The sequence below is a fragment of the Niallia sp. FSL K6-0212 genome (assembly GCF_038007605.1).
Lineage (GTDB): Bacteria > Bacillota > Bacilli > Bacillales > Cytobacillaceae > Niallia > Niallia circulans.
Genome location: NZ_JBBOXL010000001.1, coordinates 857,435 through 880,963 on the forward strand (window position 1 = coordinate 857,435; position 23,529 = coordinate 880,963).

The following is a 23,529-nucleotide window of genomic DNA, read 5'->3' on the forward strand; positions in this document are numbered from 1 at the left end:
TCCTTTCAGATAGTGTTTGTATCACATACTGGAAACCTTTATTCGCTTATGGAAAAAAGGTGAATATGCTTATTTATAAATTAATAGGAACAATTTTTAAGCTATCATAATACGCTTTTTTGCGTGTTTTTTATGTGAATTGTTGATTTTAAATAAAGGAATGGCGAAGGTTCTTATCGAATGATCTTCGCCATAACTGGAATAAATATATTCGTATTCTATTAAAGAACCATAAACGCGATAACAACCGCCATGATAGGAATCGCCTCTACGAATGCAACCCCGATGAACATTGTTGATTGAAGCATACCTCTTGCTTCTGGCTGACGAGCAATCCCTTCTACTGTACGAGAAACGATTAATCCGTTACCTAAACCTGCACCTAGTGCTGCTAAACCAATTGCAATTGCTGCTGCTAATGAACCCATTATTAAAATCCTCCCTAAATTGTAATTATTATAAAGTTTGTCCATATTCTGAACTGGGTATATATATTAATGGTCTTGACTTACTTTATGAGCCATATAAACCATTGTTAATAAAGTGAAAATAAATGCTTGGATACTTCCGATAAAAATGGAGAATCCCTGCCATACCATTGTTAATGGGAAGGCCGCTACTGTTCCAATATAATTGGCTTTCGCTAAACCATTTACTAGTAAGTTTAGTAGTACCTCACCTGCATAAATGTTTCCGTATAAACGAAGACCCAGTGTGAGTGTGTTAGAAAATTCCTCAACTATTTTCAATGGTAATAAAAATCCTACTGGTTGGACAAACTCTTTAAAGTATCCTTTTGTACCACGCATTTTGACACCGTAGTAATGAGTTAAACCCACAACCATAATTGCTAGTGTTAATGTGACACCTGGATCTGCAGTTGGCGATTTCCACCAAAGCTCATGATGCACTGTAATAGCAAAAGGTAAACCTAACATATTGGAAATAAAGATATACATTAGAAGCGTGATTCCTAAAACATGAAACCTTCCTCCGTCTTTCCAATCCATGTTATTTTTAATAATATTACGGACAAAGTCCATAATCCACTCCATCAAATTTTGTCTGCCTGTCGGCTTCATTTGAAGATTCCGAGTGAGAAAAAATGCGATTAAAAATACAATTATACTTGATACAACAATCATTAAAACATTAGATAGGTTAAAAGTTAATCCTAAAAACACTTTGGTAGGTGCTTCATGATGCAATATTACTCACCTCTTTTCTCACCATTCTTATGTAAAATAAAATAACGCACTAAATAATCTGCCATAATGACAATATAAGCTGTCATCAATCCAATTACAACACTTATTAAGTGAACTTTTTGTGGATATTCTACGGCAATTAAGCAAACTATTACTGCTGTAGCCATTCGGGAAATGGTTCCTAAGCCATAAACCTTCCCTTCCTCTTCAATGGCTTTATCAAAGACCTTTGCTCTTCTAACCAGTAAGGTGAGATTGAATACACTGGCACTTGTCCCGACAAATAGACCAAGAAAAACAGATTGATAGGGGGTGAACGCCCAAGCAAATGCACAAAATGATAAAAAGAAATAAAGGTATTTCTTAACCCTCATATAAATCTCAAACAATTGTTCCAATTCTCTATCCTCCTTATTTTCAGGGCATCACTCTAAACCCGCGAAAATAAAGCGAAGCAGAGAAAAAGCACATTCCTTTTGTATCATTCGGGCATTATACCATATGTTTATCCTTCCTTTTCATCCGATAAACGAAGCGATTATATCGCTTGCCCCTTAACTCTATTAACACTATACTAGTGTTAAAATCTTGATACTCCGCGGGTGAAAACCTATTCATACCCCTTGTAAGCATACAATAGGGTATTGTCAATGTCAATGCATTTAAATACAAAAAAAAAATTCATTGCTCACCATTTAACAATCTCTTTGTTATAGCTTATTTTATTTTTAGAATTTTTTCAAGCATGTCCTCTTTCCCAGTTTTTTTGGCGAATATTTTCATTCGATATGTCCCTGCCTCCTCTACTTTCGTTAAGGCAAATTCACCTTTTAATCGACCTCTTTTCACTTCTTTTTTCCAATCTAGAAACCGGACAAATTGTAATGTATCTTCTCTAAAAAGTGCAATTCCAAATTCCTCGGCGCCAGTTGGCAGATAGGTCTCATACTCATAACAACTTTCTCCATTCTTCTTATGAAAATCAAACCCCATAATTCTTGGATAATCTGGTTCTTCCAATACATATAAATAGGGTAATTCAATTAATTTTCCGCCTGCTCTCACTTTAATTATACCATCTTGCAGTTTCTTATTGAAAAGGTTATCATCAATATTCATTATTATTGGAACATTTTTCTCTTCTCTTGGTTTTAGTGTAAAAGAAAGGGGAAGTTTCCAACTAATCCCGCGCTTTCCTTTAGGAAAATCAAAGGAAATTTTTTCTCTTCTTTTCCCCACATTTTTAATGGTGATATACGCTTTATATTGATTCTTTTCTTTTACTAATTTATATTTTCCGAAACGAATACTTCCTGGCATGATTAAAACATTGGCATTTATGGCTTGGTCAACTTGAATTCGACCCGCCCCTTGCTCGTATACTTTATATGTCACATTTTGTCTATTTTTGACTGACTTTGCGGTATTCATTAAAGCCGCTTTTACTTCTTCTGGTCCCCAGTCAGGATGCACTTCCAACAATAACGCACACGCTCCAGCAACAAAAGGAGCTGCCATACTTGTTCCCTGTAAAGCCATATATCCATCAGGGACTGTGCTATTTATCACAACTCCAGGCGCGAGAACATCTGGTTTAATTTCCCATGTACTTGTAACAGGTCCCCGCGAGCTAAAATCTGCCAGTATATCCTTTTCCCACTTCTTTTCGATGGTTACATATATTTTCTTTTTTTGAATAGTCTTCTTTATAAATTCTCCTTCCTCCTTTGTAATTCCTGCTACTGGTAAAGGTACTTCTTTTTCTAGCATTCCTTGAAATGCTCCGGGCAAGTTATTAAATATTAATACGCCCACCGCCCCAGCCTCATAGGCATTCTGCACTTTTTCTGTAAATGTCAATTCTCCTCTTTCTATTAATACTAACTTTCCTTTTACGTTCGTCAGTTGCTGCTTCTTTCCTATCCCACCGCTTGCTAATGGAATAGATGCCATCCCCGTCCATTCCTTACTGTTCTCCATATTTGTTAAGGCAATTTTCTTATCATCTATGGTAAAAAAAGGAGTATGGATATTGGGCGTGGTAGCGCCTACTGAAATAGCCTTAGCTGCGGTTCCTGGAGAACCAACTGTCCATTCAGCCGGACCAGCGTTTCCAGCTGCTGCAACTGCAATTATCCCCTTCTTAACGACTTCGTTTAAAGCAAGACTAATTGGCAAATCAGGGCCGTTCACATCACTTCCTAATGATAAATTGATAATATCCACTTTATCTCTGACAGCTCTATCGATTGCTGCTAATATTTGTTCTGTTGTTCCAGAACCACCTGGACCTAATGCTCTATAGGCATAAATTGTTGCGTTCGGAGCAACTCCTTTGATTTTTCCGTTTGCAGAAATAATTCCAGCAACATGAGTTCCATGAAAAGTATCTTTATTCCCTAACCCTTTTGTTTCCATCGGGTCCTTGTCTTTATCCACGAAATCATAGCCACCCCGATAATTTTTGGCTAAATCAGGATGTTGATAATCTATCCCTGTATCGATGACCCCTATTTTTATTCCTTTGCCACTAATATGTTCTAATGACTTGCCTAAGTAATTCCTAATTTCATCTGCTCCAATTATTTCAACCGGGTCTTCTGTTTCTGCCATATAAGTCTGAACCTTTGAGACTTGATTCACGCTTTCGCTTTGTTTTAATTTTTCAAGTTCATATACCGGTCCTTCGACAGAAAAACCACTAAATACTTCTGTAAAAATATATCTTCTTTTCAAATCTGGATATCGACTAAGAAGCCGATCGATTTCTTGTTCGGCATAATTCTTCTTTGTATGCACAATAGCAATTTGAACTTCATTGAAATTTTGCGAGGGAAGATTTGGAGTTTTTAAAGATGCTGCCATTGTTAAATGTGATAGTAATAGTGGTATAAAGAGGAGAATTCTGAGTGTTTTTTGTAGCATTATTACCGCCCCCTGCAAATCTTTATGCTTTTTATTTTGACCGCAAGTTGTGTTTTTATGTATTGCCAAAAATACACATTACAATCCGAATGTGACTTTTCTCACAAATATTTATTTCATTATTGTTAAAAGCAAAAAACTCTCTCTAATTTAATAAGGTTATAAAGAAGCAATGCGATTTGCAGTTCTGTTAGCACAAAGGAAGCAGGAAAAGCTTATAATGAAATGATATAAAGTTTCTTTTCCCTAGGAGATGAGCGGAATAAAAAAAGGCCCAGAGTTAAGCTGCTTTGGGCCTTTTTGGAACGATATTATTTTGTACCAAACAATCGGTCTCCAGCGTCTCCTAGACCTGGGATAATATAACCTTTTTCATTTAGTTTCTCATCTAATGCCGCAATGTAGATATCTACATCTGGGTGTGCCTCTTTTAACGCCTCCACCCCTTCAGGAGCTGCGATCAAGCACATAAATTTAATATTTTTTCCGCCTCGATTTTTTAAAGAGTGAATTGCTTCAATTGCAGAACCACCAGTAGCAAGCATTGGGTCTACAACAATAAAATCTCTTTCTTCGACATCAGAAGGTAACTTAACATAGTATTCCACTGGCTTTAATGTTTTAGGATCACGATATAATCCAATATGTCCAACTTTCGCAGCAGGAATTAATTTTAGAACCCCGTCCACCATTCCAATACCAGCACGCAGGATAGGAACGATACCAATTTTTTTACCTGAAAGAACTTTTGATTTTGTTCTTGCGACCGGTGTATCAATTTCAATTTCTTCTAATGGCATATCACGAGTAATTTCAAAAGCCATTAAAGTAGCAACTTCGTCTACTAACTCCCTAAATTCCTTCGTACCTGTTTGTTTTTCTCTGATGTATGTAAGTTTATGCTGAATTAATGGGTGATCAAATACATATACTTTTGCCACAACTATTCACTCCGTTCCTTCATTAGTATAAATATCCTCTTTTTTCGACAGGATACTTCGTTAACACACTTCTATTTATTCTACAGAAAAAGTATTACTGAATCAACTGAAATTCTTTTCTAAATTTGAATTTTCTCTGATAGTTTTTCCGAAAACCTAGAAAAAAATCGTTTTAAAAAAAGAGAACAATTGATAAGCCGCTATACGCCTTATCAACTGTTCTCTTCCTCTTATAGTTCCTTGTACAATTCAAATTTACTCGTTAATGCTGTTACTCTTTTAGCAGCTTCCGCTAACTTCTCAGCGTCTTCATGGTTTTTAAGTGTAAAACCAATAATAGAAGCTATTTCATCCATCTCCTCTAAACCAAATCCACGAGATGTTACCGCTGCTGTACCAATGCGGATTCCACTTGTCACAAAAGGACTTGCTGGATCATAAGGAATAGTGTTTTTATTTACAGTAATCCCCACTTCATCTAATACATGCTCTGCTGTCTTTCCAGATAAACCCAATGATTGGAGGTCAACTAATAATAAATGATTATCCGTGCCGTTCGATACTAAGTTTAATCCTTCTTTTTGCAGACCACTTGCTAATCTCTTTGCATTTGCAATAATATTCACTGCATAATCTTTAAAATCAGCTTGCAGTGCTTCCCCGAATGCAACAGCCTTTGCTGCAATTACATGCATCAGCGGACCACCTTGAATTCCCGGGAAAATAGATTTATCAATTTTCTTGGCAAATTCCTCTTTACATAGAATCATTCCTCCACGAGGTCCACGTAACGTTTTATGCGTTGTAGTAGTAACAAAATCAGCATATGGAACTGGATTTTGATGTAAGCCCGCAGCAACTAAACCAGCTATATGAGCCATATCGACCATTAAGTATGCTCCAACTTCATCAGCAATTTCACGGAATTTCGCAAAATCAATTTCACGTGGATACGCACTTGCTCCAGCTACGATTAACTTTGGCTTATGAGCCAACGCTTTTTCACGAACATCTTCGTAATTAATATAATGTGTTTCTTTATCCACACCATACTCCACAAAATTATATTGAACACCACTAAAGTTAACTGGACTACCATGTGTTAAATGCCCACCGTGAGACAAATTCATTCCTAACACGGTATCTCCATGCTCTAAAATGGTAAAATAAACAGCCATATTTGCTTGCGCACCTGAATGCGGCTGTACGTTTACATGTTCTGCACCGAAGATTTCCTTCGCACGATCACGCGCAATATCTTCTACAATATCTACATATTCACATCCACCGTAATAACGTTTAGCAGGATAACCTTCTGCATATTTATTAGTTAATACAGATCCTTGTGCTTCCATTACCGCTTCACTAACAAAGTTTTCTGATGCAATCAATTCAATCTTCGCTCTTTGGCGTCCTAATTCTTGTTGTATTGCTTTAAAAACCAGTTCATCTTGCTCCGCTAAATGCTTCATATGTATTTCCTCCCGACTATTCTCTCTTTTCCACCGTAAATCTGCCTCTATTCTATCATGTATATATTTTAAAAAGAAAGAGCTAATTTACGAATTATCAAATGATTTATACAATTTTCGTTCGGTTTTTCCAAAGTATTTTCGTTATTTTTTTAGAAAGATACAAAAATATTTATTTTTCTACTATTTCAATAAAATGAACCTGTGATAAAAAATAATTTTTTCATTATTATTGGGTGGTTTTCTTAGCAAAGAATTATTATTTAACGATAGTACTCATGGGAATGGGATAGGAGAGTGGAAGTGTCTAGTCTCTAATATCTTTTTTCTCTTACTCTACTTAACTTCGACCTTCCTCCTTCTCAATACACCTTAGCTTCTCTTCCTTCAGCGCCAGTCCATAAAAACAAGAAACCAACAAAACCCCTCAAAAACATGCAGGAATTTCATTGGTTATTCATTAACAAGAAAGATTTTCTTTTGTGTTCTCATATACAGCTCTTGGACCACCAATTAATTTAGGACGGGATTTTGCTAGTGTGACATGAGCATTTCCTAGTTCCTTCAGTGAGGTTCTGATTGGTACAGCAACATGCTTTAAGTGCATGCCAATAAAGGTGTCGCCAATATCGATTCCACCATCTGCCTGAATAAACTCTACGACCACTGGATCTTCCATCTGCTGATAGGCAAAAGTGGCCATCGCTCCACCCGCATGACGCACCGGTACAACAGAAACTTCCGGTAAGTTCCTTGCTAACATCACTTTTCTTTCGACTACTAAAGCCCGATTTAAATGTTCACAGCATTGAAAAGCAAGCGAAATTCCTGCTTGCTGCTGATATTTTTGGCATTCTTCAAAAATTAAGGAAGCGACATCTACCGTTCCCGCGGTACCAATCTTTTGACCGATGACTTCACTTGTACTGCAGCCAATCACAAATAATTGCTGTTGTTTCAGCTGTACCTGTTCTTGATATTCCGTTAGAATTGTTCGTAGCTGCTCCTTTAGCTTAAGTGTTTCCTCATTCATTTAAAACACCCCTCTTCAAGTTACCTACATTTCTTATACTATAACCATCATGGCACAAAGATATAGGGAGTACAAGTAAACTATCTATTCTTTAATGTGAAAGCGACAAATGGTTTGCTGCAGTTCTTCTGCATGCGCTTGTAATTCCAATGCCAATCCATCCACCTTGCGTATAAGTGCCGTTTGATTATCCGCAATATTCGTTACCTGTTGTGCTCCTGCAGCCGTTTCTTCCGCAATTGCTGCAACTTCTTGTGATTGCTGGGTTGTTTCATAAATTTGTTGTTTTTGCTTATGAATCAATTCGGTTATATCAGCTGTTGCATCTACCATTTTATTTGTAGTTTCATTCATTTCATTAAAAATTAAATTCGTTTTCTTCCCTGTTTCCGCTTTTTCTTGAGCATTCTCGACTTGGTTTGTAATTTGTTCAACGACATTTCTAACTTCTGTCTGCATATTGCGGATAATCTCCGCAATTCCTTCTACCGCTTTGCCACTCTCATCAGCAAGTCTTCTTACTTCTTCGGCTACCACACTAAAGCCAGCACCATGTTCTCCAGCTCGCGCCGCTTCTATAGATGCATTTAATGCTAATAAATTTGTCTGTGAGGCAATTTCTCCAACAAGCTTTAACACTTCTTCAATTTCTTTAGAATGAATCTCTAAATTTTGTACAGACTTTAGGGAATGCGTATTCTCTACTGCCAATTCCATCATTCCATCCACTAAGGAATGAACTACTTTATTTGTCTCTACTAACTTTTCAGACATTTGTTCGGAAATAGCTTTGGACATATTCGCTTTTTCTTCCACGACAAGAGCGATATTCATTGATTCTTCTACAGACTCTGCTGAGGCTTGGACACTTTGTGCAGACATTTCAGCACCCCCAGCAATTTCACCAACCGAATTAGAAATTGCTAATGTTTGCTCTAGCGCGTTATCCGATTCAGCAGAGATCCGTTTTACTGTTTCGTTTGTTTTGTTAAAATTATTTTCAATACTTTGAACCATGTCGCGTAAATTAAACAGCATATGATTAAAAGCTAAGCCTAAGGATTTGATTTCATCATCTGATTTGGACACTTCTGCATCCCTGCTTATATCTCCGTGTGCGGCTTTTAATGCACTTTGTTCCAATCGCTTTAACGGTTTAATAATAAGCCCTGCCGCCAAAAAGCCTAAAAAACCAGACCAAAATACGCCTAATGCTAAGGTGACAATATTAAAAATAACGGAACTAATGGCGATTTTGCTTTCAATGGCTGGATAGAGAATATACATAAAAAAAGCACTCGTTGAATACGTAATAATTGCAAGAATTGTAATAAATAGCGCCAATTTCTTTCGTAAACTAAACTTATACTGCACCTTCGTCCCCACTCTTTTTCCCCCTTGTGAATAAGAAGCACCTTACCATTCACTTTTTGTTATTTTTTCCATTATTTTATCTATCAATATTTCCAATTCTTCATATGTGTCTCGATAAATTGAAACTGGTCCTCCAAAAGGATCACTCACATCCCCATCTGGGTCATCCTCTGCATATTCTTTTATCGTAAACGTTTTCTCAATGGAGGATGGATATGCTGATACAAGCATATTTTTATGCCCTTTTGTCATTGTGAATATATAATTTGCCCAGTCTATTAACTCTTTTGTGACCATTGTGGAAGAATGGTTATGCTGGATTCCCTTTTCAGAAAGAATCTCCTGTGCCTGCAAAGATGCAGCACTACCATCTACCGCATAGACTCCAGCGGATTTGACTTCGACTTCAGAAGCAAATTTATGCTTTAAAATAGCCTCTGCCATTGGACTTCTGCACGTGTTACCTGTACAAACAAACAATATGCGAATCATCATTATCCTCCTTTATATGGTTCTATTATAGACCATTTTACCTAATAATTCTATTTTATCTACAAAGAAGATAGTGCAAATACTCGTTTATTATCGGTTAAAGCTAGGACATTTTCAGCATTTACTAATTGGAGTATGTTACATTACCTTCAAATTATCTTTTCACTCTATCATTTTCTAAACAAGGAAATGAGAAATGGCTTTCACCCAATGATGAAAGCCACTTCTCCGTATCTAATACTACTATAAACTAATAAGCAGCTTGATTCCAAAAATAAGAAGGATTCCTCCCCCAAGCATTTCTCCATAAGAGCCTAACCAGCCCTGTACTTTTCTTCCAATTAGTAGGCCTAACCACGTCAGTACCATCGCACTAATTCCAAAGCAAAGCAGAACTACTACTGTTCTTGCCTGGTATATTCCTAGACTTAAGCCAACGGAGAAGCTGTCCAAACTTACACTAACCGCAAATAGAAGCAAGCCGAAACCAACCGGCGTAATTCGACTTGTCTCCACTTCTTTAAACCCAGTCCAAATCATTTGAATTCCTAATAAAACTAGAAGTGCTCCACCTATATATCCGGCTATTTCACTGAAATTTTCCGAAAGAAACTTCCCTGTAATCATCCCCAGTAAAGGCATTATTACATGAAAGATTCCAATTATAAAGCCGATTTTTGCGATTTGCTTTAATCTTAGTTGAAACATCCCCATTCCTAGCCCAACCGAAAATGCATCCATTCCTAAAGCAAATGCCATTAAAATAAGTGTAAAAAGTTCTCCCACAACTGCAGACATTCTTTGGCCCCCTTGGACTTGCTCATTAGAGATTATGCACGTCCAAGTTCTTTTAGAATTAAATATCCGCAAATATTTTTAAGAGATGACTTCTCATTAAACACTATTTTATTACTTGGTGAGAAGCAGCTTTCATCAATCTGTTCATAACAGCTTGTCCAACGCCCTCTGTCGGAAACATCTCTCCGAAGATAATATCGACTTGCTGATGATCAAAGCTTCGCAAACCATCATATAGCTCAGCAGCTACCGTAGATAGATCCAGCCGTTTACCACAAGCATAAACAAAATCAGCTCGATAGAATGCTTTATTTTCCTTTGTAGTTAAAACACCAACTCTATGTCCCTTTTGTTTTTCTTCTTCTATTAGTAATTGAATTTTCTCCTTAGAACCGTCCACTAAAAACAATGGAGCATTTGGAGCGTAATGAGTGTATTTCATCCCAGGTGACTTTGGTTTTATTTCCGTATCAGTCAGCGCCTGATCAACTTTCACTTCACCGACAACACTTTCTAGTTGTTCTTTCGTAATGCCTCCTGGGCGGAGAACCATTACTTTCTCATCCGTACAATCAACAACAGTAGACTCAACACCTACTCCTGTGGAACCACCATCCACTATTCCGGCAATATATGTATCTAAATCTTCTTTCACATGAATCGCTTTCGTGGGACTCGGTTTCCCGGAACGGTTAGCACTTGGAGCTGCGATTGGCAGGGATGATTGTTCAATAATCTGTAATGCGACAGGGTGATTAGGCATTCGAATTCCCACTGTAGAAAGACCAGCAGTCGCTAACTCCGATAACACCCCATTTTTCTTTTCAAAAATAATCGTAAGTGGTCCCGGCCAAAAAGCATCCATTAATTTCTCTGCTGTTGCCGGTACTTTTTCTACTAACTCATCTAATTGCTCTCGTTTTGCAATATGTATGATAAGCGGATTGTCAGACGGTCTTCCTTTAGCCGCAAATATTTTTGAAATGGCGGAATCTTCTTTTGCATTTCCACCAAGGCCATAAACCGTTTCTGTCGGAAACGCAACGACCTCATTTTTTCTTAAAAGATCAGCAGCTTGTTGTATTTGTGAATAACTTTCCTCTTTATCCACATTTTTATCCACTGACCAATAATTTGTCTTCATTAAAATCCACCTTTTTCCATTTTGATATCAATTACGCTAAATCGCTTCTTATTCCTCATTTTTCGACAATACCACCATTTGTGGAAAAGGACAAGTTTCTCCTTAAATTGGGATAAAAATCTGACTTGTCCCCAAATTGTGAATAAACACCCCTGAAAAGTGGATAACTTTTGCTATTTATCCACAATATTCATCGGAATATACATAAAATGCGACTTATCAACAGTGAAAACGCTTTTTACAGTATTCGACTCTTTCAATGCTGCTGGAATGTTTTCTTCTTCTATCGCTTGAAACCCTAATAAATGAAATAATTGCATGGAATGCGGATTATGAACCTTACAATAGATGGCATCTAGGTCTTTATCCTTCGCTAATTTTAACGCTTGGTGTATTAAAAACAATATATCTTCCACCGTTCCTTTAGAAAGAACCATCGAACGAAGCAATCCTATTTTCCCAAAAGGTTCTATTCCAATGGTGCCTATCAGAGTTTGATCAGTTTCCGCTTCCATAAGCAAAAAGCAGTCCAGCCATTCTTGCAATCTTTCTACTGTCACTTCTGCTTTTGTTAAAAAAGCAGCAATCCTTTCTAAATCCCCTATTTCTGCTTGTCGAATGATATGCATCTTTCTAATCCCCCCACCATCTAGTATTTAATCTATTACTATGAAATGATGGAGGAAAAAATGCGAGATTTCTTATTTAAGGCCAAATTCTTTTATTTTGTTATATAAAGTTCCTCTTGATATTCCTAGCAATGTTGCTGCAGCACTCTTATTTCCATAGGTTTTTTTGAGCGCTTCTTTTATTCGTTCCATTTCGTTATCTTCCCTATTCCCTTTTTCACCCCGAATAGAAACCTTATACTTCTCTACAATTTCTGCCGGGATATATTCAAGAGTTAATTCCCTATTTCCCTCACATACTAATAGACTATGTTCTATTACATTCTTCAACTCTTTTATATTACCTGGCCAATCGTATGAACATACAATATGCATTGCTTGTTCATTTATTTTTGTTACGTTTTTCTGATATTTTTCATTGTACATTTTTAGAAAACTATTAACTAAACGCGGTATATCTTCTTTTCGTTTGCGGAGTGGAGGAATTTCAATATGAATAACGCTAATTTGGTAATAAAGCCTTTCATTAAATTCCCCTTTTCTTACTAACTCTCCTAAAGGCTGGGTAGATGACAAAATAAGTCTTGTTGCTGGCTTTTTCTGCTGTTCTCCGCCCACCCTAGTAAAGGATCGCTCTGTCATATAGTGCAAAAGTTTTTCCTGAACAGTTAAAGGCATTTTATCCACTTCTTCGATAAATAGTGTCCCTGACTCAGCCTGCTCTATCTTTCCTTCTATTTCTACTGGATCTCCCGCATTAAAAGTCATTTTCTGATATCCAAACAGTTCCATCTCCATTAAATCTTTTGGAACAGTGGAACAATTTAACGATAAAAACGGATTCTTTCTTTTCGATCCCCCATAATGAATCGCTTGTGCAAGCTGTTCTTTTCCTGTACCTGTTTCTCCAGATATAAGAACCGGTATTTCCGCCGAGGCTACCTTTTGTGCCATTTCAACCGCTCTTTTCACTTCTTTGCTGCTTGATAAAATAGAGGAAAAAGGCTCATCCTTTTGCACATATATAGAGGTAGTCGAATCTAATTCTTGATTTAGGTGTATTAGCTTCGTAATATCATGTTCTGTTGAAATGCCACCAATTATTTTATTATCTACAAGAACTGGTGAAGCATTAATTAACACATGTGTATGTTCATTTGGGCGGTGATACGTACCTCTAATCGGATTTCCTTCCTTTAGGATACGATGTAATTGAATCGAGTCTGTTTCAAAATGCTCGCCGATTTTTTTACCGATAATTGCTTCTTTTGTAATTTGATAGGTATCTTCTGCTACACTATTCCAGTAAAAAACGGTTCCGTGACTATCTACTGCTGTTACGGCATCATTCATAGTCTCAGCAAGTGTTTCAAAATAAGTAGCGATATATTTATTTTCCTTTTGTAAAGCTTGGATTCTTGCTGCCGCAGTCACAATCCCTTGAAATTCATTTTGTTTCTTTATAATGACTGGTCTTAACCAACTTAGATTGTCCTTTTTTATATCCTGTATAGTAATTACCTCTGAAGGTAATATATTACTTACTTGCAGCCAGTCTTTTATTGTTTGACTATTCCTTACAGCTGCTAATAGGTACTGCTCAGCATTTCCAATCGTAAATAACTGCTCACTTTCAATAATAGCGTAGGAATAATCTGCTAACACCTCTGTTAGCGTACTAATTTTTTCGTCGTCTGAGAGGATGGTAAATGAAGTTTCAATCTTCATTTGCGAATCTGTAAACATATCTTTATCCTTTCTTTCCTTATTATTGTTAATTTATCACTAAATAACCGTTTTTTCCAATAAGGGAAAATGGATGCAATTTATTCTATAGAAAAAAGCTGGCTCTAAAAGGAATCCACTCGAATGATTAAAATGCAGAAGTTACTACTTCTTTCTAGTAATATTCTTGTGTTCCTAATAGAGTCAGCTTGATTAAGTTGGTTTATTTTTGACTATGGATTTACTCTGCCTGCCATCATTTCCCCAAAAGACAGCTAGCAATTACACTGATTACAGTACTTTTTTCGTGCTTAGTTTAGCTTGTGTGAAAAGTAACAGATAGTCGAATCCTCCTGCTTTGGAGTCCGTTCCAGACATGTTAAAGCCTCCGAATGGGTGCACTCCTACTAATGCACCTGTACATTTCTTATTAATATATAAATTGCCGCAATGCTGATTTTCTAATGCATACTCGATTCGATCTTCTTGAGTAGAAAAAAAGGAGCCGGTCAAGCCATATTCGGTATCGTTATATACTTCAATACCTGTTTTCCAATCAGGCACCTTACAGATTGCGAGAACTGGACCAAAAATTTCCTCTTTCATAATGCGAGCATCTGCGGGAACATCTATAAAAATGGTTGGTTCAATATAGTAGCCATTTCCTTCTACACGAGACCCACCTATTGCGAGGTTCCCTTCGTTTTTGCCAATTTCAATATAGCCTAGTATTTTGTTTAATGCTTTTTCATCAATCACTGGCCCTACTGCTGCATTCGTCTCTGGTAGGCCAATAGCTAAATTTTTTGTTCGTGCTACTACCTTTTCTACTACTTTATCATACACAGATTCCACAATAATTGCTCTAGATCCAGCAGAACATTTTTGACCTTGAAAACCAAACGCCGCTGCCACAATCGCTTCTGCTGCTGCATCAAGATCTGCTGTTTCATCGACTACAATGCCATCTTTCCCACCCATTTCGGCTACAATTCGCTTTAACCATATTTGGCCAGGCTGTACAACAGATGCACGCTCATAGATACGGCAGCCTACAGCACGAGATCCAGTGAAGGAAATGAATCTTGTTTTAGGATGCTCCACTAAATATTCTCCTACTTCCAAACTATCGCCAGGAAGATAATTAATAACACCCGACGGCAAACCCACTTCTTCCATTAATTCTACAAACTTAGCAGCAATAACTGGTGTATTATCGGACGGCTTTAAGATAACGGTATTCCCCGATACGACTCCAGCAACTGTTGTCCCTGCCATAATAGCAAGCGGGAAGTTAAATGGAGAAATAACAACCCCTACCCCAAGCGGAATATAGGTAATCTTATTATCTACTTCACCAGCTGTCGGGTATAGCGGTTGGTGGATCGATGTCTCACTTAAACGAATCATTTCTCTCCCGTAAAACTCAAGGAAGTCAATTGCTTCCGCAGTATCTGCGTCTGCTTCTACCCAGTTCTTCCCTGACTCTAAGATTAAGTATGCGGAAAACTCATGTTTTCTTTCCCTCATTAATTGTGCAGCTTTAAACAAATATTCAGCACGCTCAGCTGGTTTTACTTTCTTCCATGTCTCAAACGATTGCAAGGCTTCCTGCATGGCCTTTTCTGCATACTCTTTATTCCCTTTACTTACTTCTCCGATGACTTCATCTACATTCGCCGGATTAATCGATACCGTTTTTTCTTTTGTCATAATTTTGGCTTTGCCAATTACAAGGGGGAAGGTTTTTCCTAATTCCTCTTTTACTTTTTGAATAGCGGCTTCCATTGCATGCTGGTTCTCGATTTGAGTAAAATCGGTAAACGGTTCATTTTTATACGGTGGGATACTTGTCAAATTCGTCATCTTTATTTCTCCTTTTTTGTTTATATTTTTTCATCCTAAGTCTTGCAAACTTAATATATAAAAAGGGGAGCTCGATTCTATAAGGTTACTTAAATAAGTTTTTCAAAATAAACCAAACGTTTGCTGGTCTTTCTGCCAATCTTCTCATAAAATAGCCGAACCAATCTTTTCCGTATGGCACATACACTCTTACTTTGTACCCTTCTTTCACTAGCTTATTTTGCAAATCCTCACATATTCCATACAGCATTTGAAATTCAAACTTGTCTTTATCAATCCCATGATTTGCAGCAAGCTCTTTAGTGAATTGGATTATTTTTTCATCATGGCTGGCAACAGCTGTGTAGTTTCCATTCAGCATATGCATTTCAATAATTTTTTTATAATTTTCGTCTACGTCCTTTTTCTCTGGAAAGGCAACATCCGGTGACTCTTTATAAGCTCCCTTTACCAAACGCAGATTTGCGCTTAATTCATTCAAATGTTTCATATCTTCTTCTGTTCGATACAAATAGGCTTGAATGACCAAACCAACATTATCATATTCCTTGCGGAGCTCTTCATAAATATCAATGGTTACTTGACAATGAGCGTAGTCTTCCATATCAATGCGGACAAAGTTTCCGTATTGGCTGGCTCTAGAAACAATTTTCCGCATGTTATTCAAGCATAAATCCTTATCAATATCCAACCCCAGTGATGTCATTTTGACTGATAAATGGGAGTGAACGCTAGATGCATGAATCTCATCTAGTGTTTTTAAAGACATTCTCGTTGATTCATCTGCTTCTTCTTTCGTATAGACAAACTCTCCTAAATGATCAAGCGTAACCACTCTACCTGATTTGTTTAATTCACTGACTTTTGAAATTGCCTCTGCTATCGTTTCACCAGAAACGAATCGTTTTGCTCCAAAGCGTAAACCATATTTGCGAGCTAATTTATTGGCGGACTTATTCTTAGCTAATGACTGAAACATATTTCTCAATGCAACTTCCATTATCAAGCTCCCCTTTTTGAACACTTTTGTTTAAAACTTTAACACTGTACATTTATGTTTAATTCTTACTTCGATTATACAATAATACCAGCTTTGAAAGCTATAATTTTCTGATTAATTTTTATTATTAAAATACTGGAAGCGCATAATTTATTTCTTTTGATAGCTGCTTAAAATTTAGAGGGAAGAGTATCCGAAGTGATTAATGATTGAGGCTGCCAATCACATAAAAAAAGATTGTCCGACTAGTACTCTCTTTAAAAGAAGGTTCTAACCCCTCTTTTAAAAGAGTACTTCACAGACAATCTCTTAACTAATTTTGTATGTTCTCTGGTTGTGTTTTCTTCTTGTCATTCTTTTTGCTAATACTCCATATTTCGGAGAGCAAAGGAAGCTTATCATAAAAATGATGCCTGTAGAAAAAGCCATCGCCCCTGAAATAGAGGTATCTAACCATACCGCCATATAATAGCCAATAAACGCCGATAGAATCCCAAACCCACTGCTTAACAGAAAAAGAAAGGATAATCGATCTGTCCATAAATAAGCTGCAGCCGCAGGAGTAATAAGCATTGCTACTACCATAATTGCGCCAACAGCATCAAAAGCTGCCACTGTTGTTAAGGAAACCAAAGACATAAATAAATAATGCATAAAGATAACTGGAATGCCAAGGCTTGCTGCAAGTGCAGGATCAAATGAAGTAATTTTCCACTCTTTATAGAATGCAATAATGACCAATAGAATTACAAATAACACGGCGCTTAATAATAATACTGCCTCTGGAACACTTCCTAGAATGGGGACTTCTACTCTTTCCCATGGGATGAAAGTAATTTCTCCCATTAAAGTATGTTTCACATCTAAATGGGCATTGCCTACTTTGGTTGCAATTAAAATGACCCCTATCGCAAATAGTGTAGTAAAGACGATTCCAATTGAAGCTTCTTGTTGAACTCCGCGTGAATGCAGCCACTGAATGAAAAACGCAGTAACAAGGCCAGCAATAACCGCGCCAATCAACATATGAATTCCTGTTAATTCTCGTGTTATTAAATAAGCACACACTATCCCCAATAACACGGTATGGCTAATAGCATCAGCCATCATAGCCATTCTTCTTAAAATCAACAAAACGCCAATTAAACCACAACTTAGTCCTACTAATGAGGCAGTCAACAATATCCAACCTGTATAGCTCATTATTGTTCTACCTCCCTCGTCATTTTTACTAACTCCATGCTCTTCCTTTGTCTTTTCTGTTGAAAATAGACAACAGCCAATCCTTTTTTACTTCCTAAAAATAAGGAGATAAAGAAAATAGCAGCTGCGGTTACTACGATAAACGGACCAGTTGGCCATCCTTTTCCAATTGTGCTTAAAAATGTTCCAATCATTCCGGAGGCTCCTCCAAACAAGGCGGAAAGAATCACCATCACTTTAAAGGATTCTGTCCAATATCTAGCACTTACACTTGGAATTATTAATAAGGCTGCCATTAATATGACGCCGACCGCTTGAATGCCAACCACAATAACTAAAACAAGAATTGCCATATAGAGTGCATTCATCCCCGTTATGGATATACCTAATCCTTTCGCAAAGCTTGGATCAAACAAAAAAATTTTCCACTCTTTAAAAAGAATTACTGTTAAGAAAAGTACAATAATAGCCACCATCATCATGGTCCAGACATCTCTTGATACCATAGATGCCGCTTGCCCAAAAATAAAGCTATCCAGTCCACTTTGATTACCGCCAGGCATTCGATTAGCAAATGACAACAGCATAATCCCTAAGCCGAAGAAAACAGATAATACAATTCCCATGGCTGCATCTTCTTTCACACGACTTGAGCTTCTGATCCACTGAATAAGAAATGCACCTAATAAAGCGGTAATCGCTGCTCCAATTATCATGACAAATAGATTTTTTTCTCCCAGTACTATAAACCCTAATACAACTCCTGGTAACGCAGCATGAGAAAGGGCATCACTCATTAAGCTTTGTCTCTTCCAATAAGCGAAGCTTCCAATAACACCTGCTGCCATTCCTAATAAGAACGTACTGAATAATACAGATTGCGCATTATAAGAAAGAAAACTAAACATTATCTCTTCTCTCCCATCCAGTGCAAGGTACCACCATATGCTTTCCTAATATTTTCTTTTGTGAAAGTCTCACTTGTAGGACCATGGGCAATGACTGTTTTATTTAACAGGAGAACATGATCAAAATATTCTTCAACTGTCTGCAAATCATGGTGGACGACCATAACAGTTTTACCGCGCTCTTTCAACATCTTTAAGGTTTCCATAATCGCCTTTTCCGTTGTTGCATCGACTCCAGCAAGCGGTTCATCTAAGAAGTAAAGATCAGCATCTTGCGCCAGCGCGCGTGCAAGAAACACACGCTGCTGCTGTCCACCTGATAACTGACTAATCTGACGATCTGCATAGTCTTCCATCTTCATTTCTTTTAAGGCTGCCATTGCCTTTTGTTTATGCTCTTTCTTCGGCCACTTGAGCCACCCTATTTGCCCATATAAACCCATTGTTACTACATCAAGAGCATTTGTTGGAAAGTCCCAGTCTACCGAACCACGCTGGGGTACATACCCAATTCTCGATTTGGCTGTTTGATAGGTTTCACCAAAAAAGTTCACCTCTCCACTAATAGCATGGTGAAGCTCTAATATTACTTTTAACAAAGTAGATTTCCCGGCCCCATTTGGTCCGACGATACTCGTCAGAGTTCCCTTCTCCACTTGAAAACTAACATCAGATAGTACTTCATTTTTACGATAAGCAGCGGACACATTTTCCACTGTAAGTACTGTCTCCATCTTTATTCCACTCCTCTGCTCAATGCTTGATAGATGGTTGAAACATTATGTTCATACATCCCGATATATGTTCCTTCATTCGATTTCGCATCGCCCATAGCATCAGAGAATAATTCTCCTCCAAGCTCTATATCAAGCCCTTGTTTTTTTGCTCCTTCCAGAACGGCATTGATGGAGGCTGGGTTAATGCTGCTTTCAACAAAAACTGCTGGAACTTGATGCTCTACTAGTAATGCAATAGTGTCCTCTATATCCGTTAACCCAATTTCAGCTTCCGTACTTAAACCTTGTAAACCAACAACCTCTATATCTAGCATTCTTCCAAAATAGCCAAATGCATCATGTGCTGTAACCAATACCCGCTTATCTTCAGGTAATGATTCCATTTGTGTTTTTGCTTCTTCTTTTAATGAATCTAATTTCGCAAAATATTCCTGTTTATTTTTTTCAAAATAGTCACTATCATCAGGTGACGCTTTCTTTAACTCGGTCGTTGCAGCATCAAGTGCCTCTTTCCACAAATCAACATCAAACCAAATATGGGGATCAATTGCGCCTTCCTCATCCTTCAAAAGCTTCTCTTCGGCGATACCATCCCCAATCGCAAGAACTGGTTTTGTTTTGCCGATTTCTGCAAAAACCTTTACCATGTTTGCCTCTAGATGCAGCCCGCTATAAAAGACAATATCCGCCCCATCCATTTTCTGGATATCCCCTTGTGTCGCTGTATACAAATGAGGATCCACTCCAGGTCCCATCAAGCTTTGCACTTCTACTTTATCGCCGCCAATAACCGACATAGGCTCTGCAATTTGCGCAATTGTAGTAACAATCGTAAGCTTACCATCTTCTTTTGATTCCGTTGATTCAGCTGAACATCCTGTTAGAAAAACAAACGACATTAGCAATCCTGTTATTACCAATTTCCACATTATTCCTGCCCCCTTTTCTTTATCGCAACAAACATACCCTTTGGACAATTTGTTTCCCTAAGGAAACTTTTATGTTTATATACAAAATACTTAACTATTCGAAAAATGTCAATGATTTAATCGTGATTAGGGAAAATTTTTTAAGTAACTTTGCTAACATTCAATAAAAAAAGATGCCTTTATTAACAGCATCTCTCTTAAAAACTATTTTGTTATCCAAATATCTTCTCCCATAACTCCACAAGAAAGAATTTCACTTCTACTTCTTCTTCTTTTTCTCCTTCTACAAATACAGGATCTTGTTTCTCTTCCGCTTTAGTTTGTTCTTTTTGTTCTTTCTTTTCTTTCGTTTCTTTCTTTTCTTTCTTTTCTTTCTTTTCTTCCTTTACTGCTTTATCTTCTTTTTCTTCTTTCTTCTCTTCCTCAAATCCATCACTTACCGCAACTCCGTTAGAGAAATCCAAGAAGCATAATGGCGGGAAAAGAACACACCACCAATTTGCCCCTTCACCTTCTCCTAAAGTAATTAAAATGGCATCATATTGTCCAGCTGGATATAAGAACTCACCATAAAGCTTAGTTGGAAAATCCACTTTATCAAACGTAACATTTACAGCTTGATTGGCTTTTTCTTCTTCTACTACTCTTTCCGCAATCTGTTTAATCTCTGGTAATTTTTTCTTCAATAAGTCTTTTGCCGCTTCTTTAGAAGTTAATTCGGAAACCCAGTTTGTAATTTCCTCATTTACAGCATCTCTTACTTTTCTTTTTAACTCCTGATCATTTTCCTTATCACTATTTGCTAAAATTCTTAGACGAATCGCATCATTAGGAATAATTACTTCATTATTTGCTGTCACTTCATTTTTTGGAATATATAAACTCATCATTGTAGATAAAATAAGTACAAATAAATAAATAGTTGCCATCGGTTTATTTTTCATCTTTAGCACCGCCCCTTCACTAACACAGTGTGGGCAGATTAATAGAATCTTAAACTAGTAAATTTCATTTTTTTGGAGTAATTTTTTGTAGAATGGGAATTTGTCTTCATTTATTTTGCCGTTTGCTGCTTTTTCTTGCAGTTCTCCCACCTTACACTTGCGGCTCCTCCTCTCCAACTTATAAAACGACTCTTCCCAAATAAAAAAAGCATATGCTATTACACCGTATAACCGGGTATAGCATATGCCTTTTCTCCTACTAATCAAAAGCCTACTTCGGCAAATACCATGCGATCTTTGCCATTGATATCATATTGAACTTCTACTTTTGCCTGAGGGAAAGCGGCTTCTAAAAGCTGTGCAACAGCATTGCTCTGGCCCGCACCTACTTCAAAGCCAATAATAGCTTTTTCCTTGACGACCTGAGGTAGTTCTTCACATAGCCTTTTATACAAAAGGAGCCCATCTTCTCCGGCAAACAGTGCTCTATGCGGCTCGTGCTCGGTTACCACGTCAGACATCGTCATGACATCCCCTTCTGGTATATAGGGAGGATTGGAGAGTACAACGTCAAAGCTTTTCCCTTGGGCAATAAATGGCTGCAATAAATCTCCTTGTACAAATTCTATTGGATCTGCCCCTAAATTCGCAGCATTCTGCTTTGCAACAGCTAATGAAACTTCATAAAGATCACTAGCTACTACCTGCAAGGATGGACATTCTAGCTTCATAGTCACAGCAATTGCCCCGCTTCCTGTCCCCACATCTATTAGCTTTAACGCTGCATCTTTTCCAAACAGTCTATCTATCCGTGCAAGCGCAGATTGTACAAGCTCCTCCGTTTCTGGTCGAGGAATGAGCACTTCCTTATTCACCTTAAAAGCTCTGCCATAAAAGTCTTCTTGACCAATAATATATTGGACTGGTTGTCCTTTGGCATGCAAGTAGACTAGCTTTTGGAAATCCTTGAATTGTTCATCACCTATGTCTTCACGAAATTTCATAAGCATTTCAGATCTACTCACTTGTAAAGAATGCCTTAATAATAACTCCGCTGCATATTCTTCTCTATTATGCTCCTTTAAAAAAGAAGAAGCCCATTTTAGGGCTTCAAATACCTTACACATCGGAAGCACTTTCCAAACGACTAGATTGTTCTTCAAAAATGAGGGCATCGATAATATCATCCATTTTTCCTTGAAGAATTTGGTCTAACTTTTGAATAGTTAATCCGATACGATGGTCAGTCACACGGTTTTGCGGGAAATTATACGTACGAATACGCTCAGAGCGGTCCCCTGTTCCAACCGCAGATTTACGTTGTTGATCATATTCTGCTTGTGCTTCTTGCTGGAATTTATCATAAACACGCGCACGTAATACTTTCATTGCTTTTTCTTTATTTTTTATCTGTGATTTTTCATCCTGACAGGAAACGACTGTACCTGTTGGAAGATGCGTTAAACGGACAGCAGACATCGTTGTATTAACACTTTGCCCTCCAGGACCACTAGAAGCAAATGTATCTACACGAATATCTTTTTCATGGATTTCAATCTCTACTTCTTCTGCTTCAGGCAAACAAGCAACTGTTGCAGTAGACGTATGGATACGACCACCAGATTCCGTTTCCGGCACCCGCTGTACACGGTGGGCCCCATTTTCAAACTTTAATTTGCTGTATGCCCCTTTTCCGTTAATCATAAAGATGATTTCTTTATAGCCGCCAACACCTGTTGAGCTCGCATCGATGACTTCCATCTTCCATCCTTGCGCCTCCGCAAAGCGGCTATACATACGGAAAAGATCCCCTGCAAATAATGCAGCTTCATCTCCTCCGGCAGCACCTCTTATTTCCATAATAACGTTTTTATCGTCATTAGGATCTTTAGGGATTAACAATATTTTCAAACGTGCTTCTAACTCTTCAATACGTGCTGCTGTTTCATCTAATTCCTCTTTTACCATCTCGCGCATTTCTGGATCTAGCTTTTCTTCCAGCATTGCTTTAGCTTCTACATGCTGTTCTTTTACTTCTTTATATTCACGATAAACTTCTACTGTTTCTTGAATATCCGATTGTTCCTTCGAATAGTCACGCAGTTTTTTTGTATCATTCACAATTTCAGGATCACTTAATAATTCATTAAGCTTGTCATAACGATCCTCGACAGCTTGAAGACGATCAAACACACTATTCA

The 23,529-nt window shown here is 37.5% G+C and carries 22 protein-coding genes; all 22 read right to left on the minus strand.

Annotated elements, in window-relative coordinates; all coding sequences use genetic code 11:
* Positions 1-221: 221 nt before the first annotated feature.
* Complete coding sequence (gene atpE / locus MHH96_RS03860) at positions 222-428, minus strand: F0F1 ATP synthase subunit C (protein ID WP_016204791.1); 207 nt, start codon at positions 426-428, stop codon at positions 222-224.
* A 66-nt stretch (positions 429-494) separates the two neighbouring features.
* A complete protein-coding gene (gene atpB, locus MHH96_RS03865; RefSeq protein WP_047940732.1) occupies positions 495-1,208 on the minus strand; it encodes a F0F1 ATP synthase subunit A in 714 nt (237 codons plus the stop codon).
* Positions 1,209-1,210: 2 nt separating this feature from the next.
* Positions 1,211-1,606, minus strand: a complete 396-nt coding sequence (locus MHH96_RS03870) for an ATP synthase subunit I (RefSeq protein WP_047940733.1) — start codon at positions 1,604-1,606, stop codon at positions 1,211-1,213.
* Positions 1,607-1,925: 319 nt separating this feature from the next.
* Entirely contained in the window at positions 1,926-4,133 is a 2,208-nt protein-coding gene (locus MHH96_RS03875) for a S8 family serine peptidase (RefSeq protein WP_047940734.1), read from the minus strand.
* Positions 4,134-4,444: 311 nt separating this feature from the next.
* The gene (gene upp, locus MHH96_RS03880; protein ID WP_047940735.1) at positions 4,445-5,074 is read right to left on the minus strand and encodes a uracil phosphoribosyltransferase; all 630 of its coding nucleotides are present in this window, start codon (positions 5,072-5,074) and stop codon (positions 4,445-4,447) included.
* Between the two features lie 230 nt (positions 5,075-5,304).
* Positions 5,305-6,546 (minus strand): serine hydroxymethyltransferase, encoded by a 1,242-nt coding sequence (gene glyA, locus MHH96_RS03885; RefSeq protein ID WP_061800831.1) that lies wholly within the window; start codon positions 6,544-6,546, stop codon positions 5,305-5,307.
* Between the two features lie 460 nt (positions 6,547-7,006).
* Positions 7,007-7,579 (minus strand): TIGR01440 family protein, encoded by a 573-nt coding sequence (locus tag MHH96_RS03890; protein WP_328282832.1) that lies wholly within the window; start codon positions 7,577-7,579, stop codon positions 7,007-7,009.
* An 84-nt stretch (positions 7,580-7,663) separates the two neighbouring features.
* Positions 7,664-8,965 carry a methyl-accepting chemotaxis protein gene (locus MHH96_RS03895; protein WP_047940738.1) on the minus strand — a complete coding sequence of 434 codons (1,302 nt, stop codon included), beginning with the start codon at positions 8,963-8,965 and terminating at the stop codon, positions 7,664-7,666.
* A gap of 30 nt (positions 8,966-8,995) precedes the next feature.
* Positions 8,996-9,448 (minus strand): low molecular weight protein arginine phosphatase, encoded by a 453-nt coding sequence (locus MHH96_RS03900; protein ID WP_061800833.1) that lies wholly within the window; start codon positions 9,446-9,448, stop codon positions 8,996-8,998.
* 240 nt (positions 9,449-9,688) lie between these two features.
* Entirely contained in the window at positions 9,689-10,243 is a 555-nt protein-coding gene (locus MHH96_RS03905; protein ID WP_047940740.1) for a manganese efflux pump MntP, read from the minus strand.
* A 103-nt stretch (positions 10,244-10,346) separates the two neighbouring features.
* On the minus strand, positions 10,347-11,387 hold the full coding sequence (locus tag MHH96_RS03910) for an L-threonylcarbamoyladenylate synthase (protein ID WP_061800834.1): 1,041 nt from the start codon (positions 11,385-11,387) through the stop codon (positions 10,347-10,349).
* Between the two features lie 173 nt (positions 11,388-11,560).
* A complete protein-coding gene (locus MHH96_RS03915; RefSeq protein ID WP_061800835.1) occupies positions 11,561-12,016 on the minus strand; it encodes a hypothetical protein in 456 nt (151 codons plus the stop codon).
* Positions 12,017-12,088: 72 nt separating this feature from the next.
* Complete coding sequence (locus tag MHH96_RS03920) at positions 12,089-13,762, minus strand: sigma-54 interaction domain-containing protein (RefSeq protein WP_341116737.1); 1,674 nt, start codon at positions 13,760-13,762, stop codon at positions 12,089-12,091.
* Between the two features lie 270 nt (positions 13,763-14,032).
* On the minus strand, positions 14,033-15,607 hold the full coding sequence (pruA, locus tag MHH96_RS03925) for an L-glutamate gamma-semialdehyde dehydrogenase (protein ID WP_341116739.1): 1,575 nt from the start codon (positions 15,605-15,607) through the stop codon (positions 14,033-14,035).
* Between the two features lie 85 nt (positions 15,608-15,692).
* Entirely contained in the window at positions 15,693-16,607 is a 915-nt protein-coding gene (locus MHH96_RS03930) for a proline dehydrogenase (RefSeq protein ID WP_341116740.1), read from the minus strand.
* Positions 16,608-16,916: 309 nt separating this feature from the next.
* The gene (locus MHH96_RS03935) at positions 16,917-17,810 is read right to left on the minus strand and encodes a metal ABC transporter permease (protein WP_341116741.1); all 894 of its coding nucleotides are present in this window, start codon (positions 17,808-17,810) and stop codon (positions 16,917-16,919) included.
* Entirely contained in the window at positions 17,810-18,718 is a 909-nt protein-coding gene (locus MHH96_RS03940; RefSeq protein WP_095258216.1) for a metal ABC transporter permease, read from the minus strand. The genes MHH96_RS03935 and MHH96_RS03940 overlap by 1 nt, the downstream gene beginning before the upstream one ends.
* Entirely contained in the window at positions 18,718-19,452 is a 735-nt protein-coding gene (locus MHH96_RS03945; protein WP_341116746.1) for a metal ABC transporter ATP-binding protein, read from the minus strand. Before MHH96_RS03945 ends, MHH96_RS03940 begins: the two co-directional genes overlap by 1 nt.
* Positions 19,453-19,454: 2 nt before the next feature.
* Entirely contained in the window at positions 19,455-20,384 is a 930-nt protein-coding gene (locus tag MHH96_RS03950) for a metal ABC transporter solute-binding protein, Zn/Mn family (RefSeq protein WP_341116750.1), read from the minus strand.
* A 212-nt stretch (positions 20,385-20,596) separates the two neighbouring features.
* On the minus strand, positions 20,597-21,328 hold the full coding sequence (gene spoIIR, locus MHH96_RS03955; protein WP_328282829.1) for a stage II sporulation protein R: 732 nt from the start codon (positions 21,326-21,328) through the stop codon (positions 20,597-20,599).
* Positions 21,329-21,591: 263 nt separating this feature from the next.
* Positions 21,592-22,455, minus strand: coding sequence for a peptide chain release factor N(5)-glutamine methyltransferase (prmC, locus tag MHH96_RS03960; protein ID WP_095258219.1), 864 nt, complete (start codon positions 22,453-22,455; stop codon positions 21,592-21,594).
* On the minus strand, positions 22,448-23,521 hold the full coding sequence (gene prfA, locus MHH96_RS03965; protein ID WP_047940752.1) for a peptide chain release factor 1: 1,074 nt from the start codon (positions 23,519-23,521) through the stop codon (positions 22,448-22,450). Before prfA ends, prmC begins: the two co-directional genes overlap by 8 nt.
* Positions 23,522-23,529 lie beyond the last annotated feature (8 nt).